Raw genomic sequence first — 8,086 nt, 5'->3', positions numbered from 1 at the left:
CTTCAGAAGCCCCGCGCACGATTCGTTCTTGTCGGCGAAATCCTTCCAGGCCGTGTCGCGCGCGATGGCCTGCCACTTCTTCAGCGTGGCCTCGTCCATGTCGTAGACCTTGGCGCCCGCCTTGGCATAGATCGCTGCGGCTGCCGCGTCGTCGGCCTTGGCCGCATCGCGCGCGAAGCCCTCGAGCTCGGCGCCCACTGCCATCACCACGTCCTGCTGCGCCTTGGGCAGCTTGKYGAAGACCTCCTTSGASATCATCAGCGGCTCGAACATGAACCAGTASGTGCGYTGGCGGCCGGAGGTCAGGTGCTTGGCGATCTCCTCCAGCTTGAAGGAGATGAAGCTGGTGGACGAGGTCATGGCGGCGTCCATGGCGCCGGTCTGCATCGCCGCGTAGATCTCGTTGGACGGCAGCGTGATGACCGAGGCGCCGGCCTGCTTCAGCATCATGTCCATCTCGCGGCTGCCGCCGCGCACCTTGAGCCCTTTGGCATCGTCCGGCGTCACCAGCGGCCTAGCGCGGCTGGCCACGCCACCGGCCTGCCAAACCCAGCTGACGATGAGCACGCCCTTGTCATCCAGCACCTTGGACAGCAACTTCCCCACCTCGGCCGTCTTCCAGGCCGCGCCCTGCTCGTAGCTGGGCACCAGCGCCGGCATCAGGCCGGCGTTGGTCTCGGCCACCTCGCCGCCGGCATAGGACAGCGGCACCAGGCTCATGTCCAGCGCGCCCTTGCGCATGGCGGAGAACTGGGCGTTGGTCTTCATCAGCGACGAGCCGGGGTAGACCGAGGCCTTCAGCGCGCCGCTGCTGCGCTTCTCGACCTCGGCGGCGAACTTTCGGCACAGCCGGTCGCGGAAGTCGCCCTCGGTGAGCGAGCCGCTCGGGAACTGGTGCGAGATCTTCAGGCCGCCGGCCTGGGCGAAGGCGTCGGTCCAGCCTGCGGTGGTTGCCGCAGCGGCAGTGGCGGCCATCCATTGGCGTCGTGTCAGGGTCATGCTTGTCTCCAGAGTCCGCCATGGGTGGCGGTATGCGGCCGCAGTGTGGGAGCGGCTCCTCGGGCGATCAATCAACCTCGGCGGGCGACCGTTACGCTGGCCGCAAGGGTCGTGGGCTAACCCTGCTCCATCGCAATTCGGTGGCTGGCGCCGACCCATCGAGTCAGCGCCGGAAAGCGAATCGCACCCTGCGCGGGCAACTTGACCATGCACGCAAGGAACAGCGGGCTGACAAGCCAGCCGTTCAGCCAGGCCCGTAGCGATGGCAGGTTCAGCGTTGCAAACCATTCCGGGTCTACAGAGGCGAACTGACGTACGAAGGGCAACACTGCCAAGTCGGTGGCGCATGGCGTGGCGCCGCCCAGGCAGGGCGCGCTGCGCAGCCGTGCCTCTAGTGGTCGCAGAAGCACATCCAGCGCCCTGTCGCGGTGTGCGTCTGGCGTGAGGGGCTCATTCGCGTAGCGCTGGGGGTACTTCCAGCGGTCCAGGTGATGCTTGAAGTCGCCGTCGTTTCGGAGTACCAGGTCAAGGTTCGCAGGCGACTGCGCCCGCGCCCACCAGCCCTGCGCATCGGGCGCAGCCAGTGCCCAGCGCATGATGTCCCAGCTCTCCTCGATCACACTGCMGTCGGGCAACTGCAGCACCGGTACCGTTGCCTTGGAAGACAAGGCCAGCAAGCTTGCTGGCTTATCGCGCAAGCTGACCTCCACCGCCTCGAAGGCCCGCCCGGCTTGCAGCAACGCCATCCGTGCGCGCATCGCGTAGGGGCAGCGGCGAAACGTGTAGAGCCGCGGCAACTGCGGACCTGGGGTGGAGATTGGTGCGTGCGGTGTCAGCGGCGATGCGTGCATGGGTAAGGTCTATGCAGCTAAGCGATCAAGTCAATTCGGCGTGAACTTGAATGCGGCTCAATGAACCCGCAGCACCTCAAACCGCTGTCGGATTGGAGCGACCTGTATCGACACCTCATCACCCTCGCATTTGCCCAGCATGGCCCTGCCCAACGGGGCTTCGCTGCTGATGACCTGAACGAGCTGAGAGCCGCTGATCAACTTCATGCTGCCTCCATCCGGGCCAAGAAAGAGCTGTTGTTGCTTGCCGTCGGAATCGACCAGGCAGACCAGCGCACCGAGCTGTATACCTTTGCTGGCGTCGTAGGAGCGTGGGCGGAATTGGCGCCAATTGGCCATCGCCTGACGGATGGCTTCGGCGCGACGAGCCTGGCCCGTGGCCAGGTACGCGGCTTCGAGACCCAATGTGTCGTATTTGTTTTCGGCGATGTTCTCTTCGTGAGTCGCCGTTTCATGCGCCGCCCGCGCTGCCTGTTCGGCTTGCAGCAGGTCTTCGGCGAGCCGTTCCAGCACCTGCTGCTGAAGCAAGAATTTATCCATGATGAAGGGGTGGGCCTCTCGAACAAGCGAGAGCATCTTGATTATCAAGGGCCCACCAGCTTTCGACGACGACAAGCGCCAGCGGCTCCTGTGGGTCGAGGGCACAGCTCTTTGCTGCCCTGCCCCGCCGTCACCGGCGCGGTTCCGCTTGCAGCTCCGCTGAATGGCTGCGGCACGCGGCCAGCAGCGACAGCAGGTTGGGGTCACGCTCCCGCGTGCGCAGGAAGACGACGCTGATCTTCTGGTGCATCTGGTAGCGCGGCTGCAGCGGCACGAGGCAGACATTGCGCGGCAGCACACCGCGCACGCGCCCCGGCAGCAGCGTGCAGCCAATGCCACCGCCCACCAGGTTCATCAGCGAGAAGATGTCGTTGGTTGTCATCGCCACGTTGGGCACGAAACCCGCGACCTGGAAGGCCTCGAGGAAGCGGTCGTGCGTCACATAGCCCTCGTTGAGCGACACGAAGCGCTCGTCCGCGCAGGCGCCCAGGTCGACCTCGGTCTGGCGGGCATAGGGCGAGTCGACCGGCGCGGCAAAGAAGATCTCGTCCTCGAACAGCAACTGCGACTCCACGTCTGCCGCGCCCTCGGGGAAGCCCATCACCGTGGCGTCCACCGCGCCGTCGCGCAGCTTGCGCAGCAGGTCGCTGTTGGAGCCCAGCACCAGTTCGGTCTGGATGTCGGGCTTGCGCAGGCGCAGCGCCATGATGAGGGCCGGCACGGTGCCGCTGGTCAGCGAATAGAGCGAGCCGATGCGGATGCGGTCGGCCGCGTAGCCGGCGATCTCGCGCGTGGAGCGGATGCCGTGCGCCATGGCGTGCAGCACCTCGCGCGCCACGTCGGCCAGCGCGTGGGCGGCATCGTTGGGCTGCAGGTTGCGGCCCTCCAGGCGGAACAGGCTGCAGCGCGTGCCGGCCTCCAGCGAGTGCAGCGCCCGGTGCACGCTGACCGCGCTGATGCCCAGCCGCTCCGCCGCCCGCGCAAGATTGCCGCTCTCCATGAAGGCCAGCAGGATCTCGAGCTTGCGGAAGGTGATCTCTTCGTCAATGCGGTGCAGCATGGCCAGACATCGTAGCGAGCGCGGGCTGGCCAGCAGCGCGACGAAGGCCCGGGCAGCAGCAGGCTGACTCGGCTTGCTAAAGTTACAGACTTGCGCGCCGCCGCCCCGCGCTCCAGCGCCGCACGGATTTCCCACCTACCGGACCAGCTTCATGACCGCCGAAAAGACCCAGATCGTTTACACCCTGACCGATGAGGCGCCCCGCCTGGCCACGGCCTCGCTGCTGCCGGTCGTCAAGCGCTTCGCGGCGTCGGCTGGGATCGACGTCGTCGCCAGCGACATCTCGGTGGCCAGCCGCGTGCTGGGCCAGTTCCCCGAACTGCTGACCGAAGAGCAGCGCGTGACCGACAACCTGGCCGCCCTGGGCAAGCTGACGCTCAAGCCCCAGGCCAACATCATCAAGCTGCCCAACATCAGCGCCTCGGTGTCGCAGCTGAAGGCCGCGATCAAGGAGCTGCAGGACAAGGGCTACAACATCCCGGACTACCCCGAGAAGGCCGAGACGGACGAGCAGAAGGACATCCGCGCCCGCTACAACAAGTGCATAGGCTCGGCCGTGAACCCGGTGCTGCGCGAAGGCAACTCCGACCGCCGCGCGCCCAAGGCCGTCAAGGAATACGCCCGCAAGAACCCGCACCGCATGGATGAGTGGAGCCAGGCTTCGCGCTCGCACGTCTCGCACATGCACGACGGCGACTTCTATCACGGTGAAAAGTCCATGACCCTGGACCGCGCCCGCGACGTGAAGATGGAGCTCCTCACCAAGAGCGGCAAGACCATCGTGCTGAAGGCCAAGGTCCCGCTGCTGGACCGCGAGGTGGTCGACTCGATGTTCATGAGCAAGAAGGCGCTGCTGGCCTTCTATGAAAAGGAGATCGAGGACGCGCGCAAGACCGGCGTGATGTTCTCGCTGCACGTCAAGGCCACCATGATGAAGGTGTCCCACCCCATCGTCTTCGGCCACTGCGTGCGCATCTTCTACCGCGAGGCTTTCGAGAAGCACGCCAAGCTGTTCGACGAGCTGGGCGTCAACGTCAACAACGGCATGGTGGACCTGTACACCAAGATCGCCGCGCTGCCGCAGAGCAAGCAGGACGAGATCAAGCGCGACCTGCACGCCTGCCACGAGCACCGCCCCGAGCTGGCGATGGTGGACTCGGCCAAGGGCATCACCAACTTCCATTCGCCCAACGACGTCATCGTCGACGCGTCCATGCCCGCCATGATCCGCAGCGGCGGCAAGATGTACGGCGCCGACGGCCGCCTGAAGGACGTGAAGGCCGTGATGCCCGAATCGACCTTCGCCCGCATCTACCAGGAGATCATCAATTTCTGCAAATGGCATGGCGCCTTCGACCCGCGCACGATGGGCACCGTGCCCAACGTCGGCCTGATGGCCCAGCAGGCCGAGGAATACGGCTCGCACGACAAGACCTTCGAGATCCCGGAAGACGGCGTCGCCAACATCACCGACATCGCCACCGGCGAAGTGCTGATGAGCGAGGACGTCGAGCAGGGCGACATCTGGCGCATGTGCCAGTGCAAGGACGCCGCCATCCGCGACTGGGTGAAACTGGCCGTCACGCGCGCCCGCAACTCCGGCATGCCCGTGGTGTTCTGGCTGGACGCCTACCGCCCGCACGAGGCGCAGCTCATCACCAAGGTCAAGATGTACCTGCATGAGCACAACACGACCGGCCTGGACATCCAGATCATGAGCCAGGTGCGCGCCATGCGTTACACGCTGGAGCGCGTCATCCGTGGCCAGGACACCATCAGCGCCACCGGCAACATCCTGCGCGACTACCTGACCGACCTCTTCCCCATCATGGAGCTGGGCACCTCGGCCAAGATGCTGTCCATCGTGCCGCTGATGGCCGGCGGCGGCATGTACGAGACGGGTGCCGGCGGCTCGGCGCCCAAGCATGTGCAGCAGTTGGTGGAAGAGAACCACCTGCGCTGGGATTCGCTGGGCGAATTCCTGGCCCTGGCCGTGAGCCTGGAAGACGTCGGGCTGAAGACCGGCAACGCCAAGGCCAAGGTGCTGGCCAAGGCGCTGGACACGGCCACCGGCGAGCTGCTGGACAAGGGCAAGGGCCCGAGCGCCAAGACCGGCGAGATCGACAACCGCGGCAGCCACTTCTACCTGACGCTGTTCTGGGCCCAGGCCCTGGCCGAGCAGACCGAAGACGCCGAGTTGGCCGCGCACTTCAAGCCGCTGGCCGACACGCTGACGGCCAACGAAGCCAAGATCGCGGCCGAGCTGAAGGAAGTCCAGGGCAAGCCGGCGGATATCGGCGGCTACTTCCTGCCGGACGTGGCCAAGCTGGATGTGGTGATGCGCCCGAGCGCGACGTTCAATGCGGCGCTGGAGTCGCTGGCGAGCTGATCGTCACTTCACGTCGGGGGCCCGCCCCCCGTGATCACGCCGCTGTGCAGTCTCTGCCAGCGGCGTTTTTATTTAGGCTCTTTGCGCGTTGCTTTGTGAAGTTCAAGCGTCGGTTGGCCTGGGCGCAGSAGARCGGGCAGACCTGCTGCTGCGTGTCCCCCGGCCGCTGCGCGKCCTCCTCCTTTACCTCCGCATCAGGCCTGCCCGCTCTCCTGCTYGGCGYTGCATYGGKTTCTCGTYCCAAGCCACCTTMGGTGGAACGGCCGGGATGTGGGTGCGCGCACTTGCGCAGGTAAAGGAGGAGGGCCGCTTGCGGCCCGGGGGACTGAGCCCGGACTCAAACAGTCCTGAGGACTGTTTGTGCCTGGCGAAGGATCGAGCCTCTGGCCCGAGCAACGGAGCAAGTGCGTGCACCCGCGTCCCGGCATAGCCCGATCCTCGCAAATGCCATCGAGGCCATCCTGACGCGTCACGAATCAAATGCGCAAAGAGCGTCTTTATGGTGCGGCGTCGACCACCTCTGCGGCAGCGCGAAACGCGTCCACCGCCGCCGGGAAGCCGCAGTAGACGCTGGCATGCAGGAAGATCTCCTGTAGCTCCTCCACCGTCACGCCGTTGTTCAGCGCACCGCGCACATGGGTTTTCAACTCGTGCATGCGGCCCAGCGCCACCAGCATGGACACCGTGACGATGCTGCGCGTGCGCAAGTCCAGGCCCGGCCGCTGCCAGGTGTTGCCCCAGGCATGGCGGGTGACCAGTTCCTGCAAGGGCGCGGTGAACGGCGTGACCTTGGCCAGCGCGGCGTCGACATAGGCGTCGCCCAGTACGGCGCGGCGGGTGGCAAGGCCTTGGCTGTCGAGATCCATGGGGGCTCCTTCAGTGGTGCCGTGCAGCATAAGAGCCCGCCGCGTTCACTCCATCTGGTCAATCATGACCTGCCCAAACCCCGAGCACGACACCTGCGTCGCCCCGTCCATCAGCCGCGCAAAGTCATACGTGACCTTCTTGCTCAGCACCGACTTCTCCATCGCGCTGATGATGAGGTCGGCCGCTTCCTTCCAGCCCATGTGGCGCAGCATCATCTCGGCGGAGAGGATCGAGGAGCCCGGGTTCACATAGTCCTTGCCGGCGTACTTGGGCGCCGTGCCGTGGGTGGCTTCGAACATGGCGATGGAGTCGCTCATGTTGGCGCCGGGGGCGATGCCGATGCCGCCCACTTGCGCGGCCAGCGCGTCGGAGACGTAGTCGCCGTTCAGGTTCAGCGTGGCGATGACGCTGTACTCGGCGGGGCGCAGGATGATCTGCTGCAGGAAGGCGTCGGCGATGACGTCCTTGATGGTGATGAGCTTGCCCGTCTTCGGGTTCTTCAGCCGGCACCACGGGCCGCCGTCTATGGGCTCGGCGCCGAATTCCTTCTGCGCCAGCGCGTAGGCCCAGTCACGGAAGGCGCCTTCCGTGAACTTCATGATGTTGCCCTTGTGCACGATGGTCACGCTGGGCTGGTTGTGGTCGATGGCGTACTGGATGGCCTTGCGCACCAGGCGCTCGGTGCCTTCACGGCTGACCGGCTTGACGCCCAGGCCCGAGGTCTCGGGGAAGCGGATCTTGTTGGCGCCGAGTTCATCGCGCAGGAAGGCGATCAGCTTCTTGGCCTTGTCGCTGCCGGCTTCGTACTCGATGCCGGCGTAGATGTCCTCAGAGTTCTCGCGGAAGATGACCATGTCGACCTTGTGGGGCTCTTTCACGGGGCTGGGCACGCCGTTGAAATAGCGCACGGGGCGCAGGCAGACGTAGAGGTCCAGCTCCTGCCGCAGCGTCACGTTGAGCGAGCGGATGCCGCCGCCGACAGGCGTGGTCAGCGGGCCCTTGATGGAGACGAGGTAGTCGCGCACGGCCTGCACCGTCTCCGCGGGCAGCCACACGTCGGGGCCGTAGACGCGGGTGCTCTTCTCGCCCGCGTAGACCTCCATCCAGTGGATCTGGCGGGCGCCGCCGTAGGCCTTGGCGACCGCCGCATCCACCACCTTCAGCATGACGGGCGTGACGTCCAGTCCGACCCCGTCGCCTTCGATGAAGGGAATGATCGGGTTGTTGGGCACGTTCAGCGAGAAGTCGGCATTGGCCGTGATCTTCTGGCCGCCTTCAGGCACCGTGATGTGTTGGGACATGGGCGTGGGCTTTCGCAAAGAAGCGAGGAAAGACGAAACCCGGCGAGTTTATGGGCGAGGAGCGTGGGCGGCAGAGGGC

Annotated in this window: 7 protein-coding genes; 1 reads left to right on the top strand and 6 read right to left on the bottom strand. The window is 65.6% G+C overall.

Features of this window, described 5'->3' with window-relative positions:
* The 4 genes from dctP to ACXRVZ_RS17615 form a co-directional block, all read right to left on the bottom strand.
* The coding region (gene dctP, locus ACXRVZ_RS17630; protein ID WP_458232642.1) for a TRAP transporter substrate-binding protein DctP at positions 1 to 999 on the bottom strand (999 nt) is incomplete at its 3' end.
* Positions 1,000 to 1,115: 116 nt separating this feature from the next.
* A complete protein-coding gene (locus ACXRVZ_RS17625) occupies positions 1,116 to 1,850 on the bottom strand; it encodes a glutathione S-transferase (RefSeq protein WP_458232641.1) in 735 nt (244 codons plus the stop codon).
* A 57-nt stretch (positions 1,851 to 1,907) separates the two neighbouring features.
* A complete protein-coding gene (locus ACXRVZ_RS17620) occupies positions 1,908 to 2,390 on the bottom strand; it encodes a GreA/GreB family elongation factor (RefSeq protein WP_457427021.1) in 483 nt (160 codons plus the stop codon).
* Between the two features lie 130 nt (positions 2,391 to 2,520).
* On the bottom strand, positions 2,521 to 3,450 hold the full coding sequence (locus ACXRVZ_RS17615; protein WP_458232640.1) for a LysR family transcriptional regulator: 930 nt from the start codon (positions 3,448 to 3,450) through the stop codon (positions 2,521 to 2,523).
* A gap of 151 nt (positions 3,451 to 3,601) precedes the next feature.
* Here ACXRVZ_RS17615 and ACXRVZ_RS17610 point away from each other — a divergent pair, with 151 nt between their 5' ends.
* Positions 3,602 to 5,839: an NADP-dependent isocitrate dehydrogenase gene (locus ACXRVZ_RS17610; protein WP_458232639.1), complete on the top strand. Its 2,238-nt coding sequence runs from the start codon at positions 3,602 to 3,604 to the stop codon at positions 5,837 to 5,839.
* A gap of 497 nt (positions 5,840 to 6,336) precedes the next feature.
* Here ACXRVZ_RS17610 and ACXRVZ_RS17605 read toward each other — a convergent pair whose 3' ends face one another.
* Positions 6,337 to 6,705 carry a carboxymuconolactone decarboxylase family protein gene (locus tag ACXRVZ_RS17605; RefSeq protein ID WP_457426974.1) on the bottom strand — a complete coding sequence of 123 codons (369 nt, stop codon included), beginning with the start codon at positions 6,703 to 6,705 and terminating at the stop codon, positions 6,337 to 6,339.
* Between the two features lie 45 nt (positions 6,706 to 6,750).
* Entirely contained in the window at positions 6,751 to 8,007 is a 1,257-nt protein-coding gene (gene icd, locus ACXRVZ_RS17600) for an NADP-dependent isocitrate dehydrogenase (RefSeq protein WP_458232638.1), read from the bottom strand.
* Between the last annotated feature and the right edge of the window lie 79 nt (positions 8,008 to 8,086).

The organism is Roseateles sp. P5_E8, from assembly GCF_054177665.1.
The sequence above is the reverse complement of the archived record's forward strand: the minus strand, read 5'-3'. Positions and strand labels throughout refer to the sequence as shown.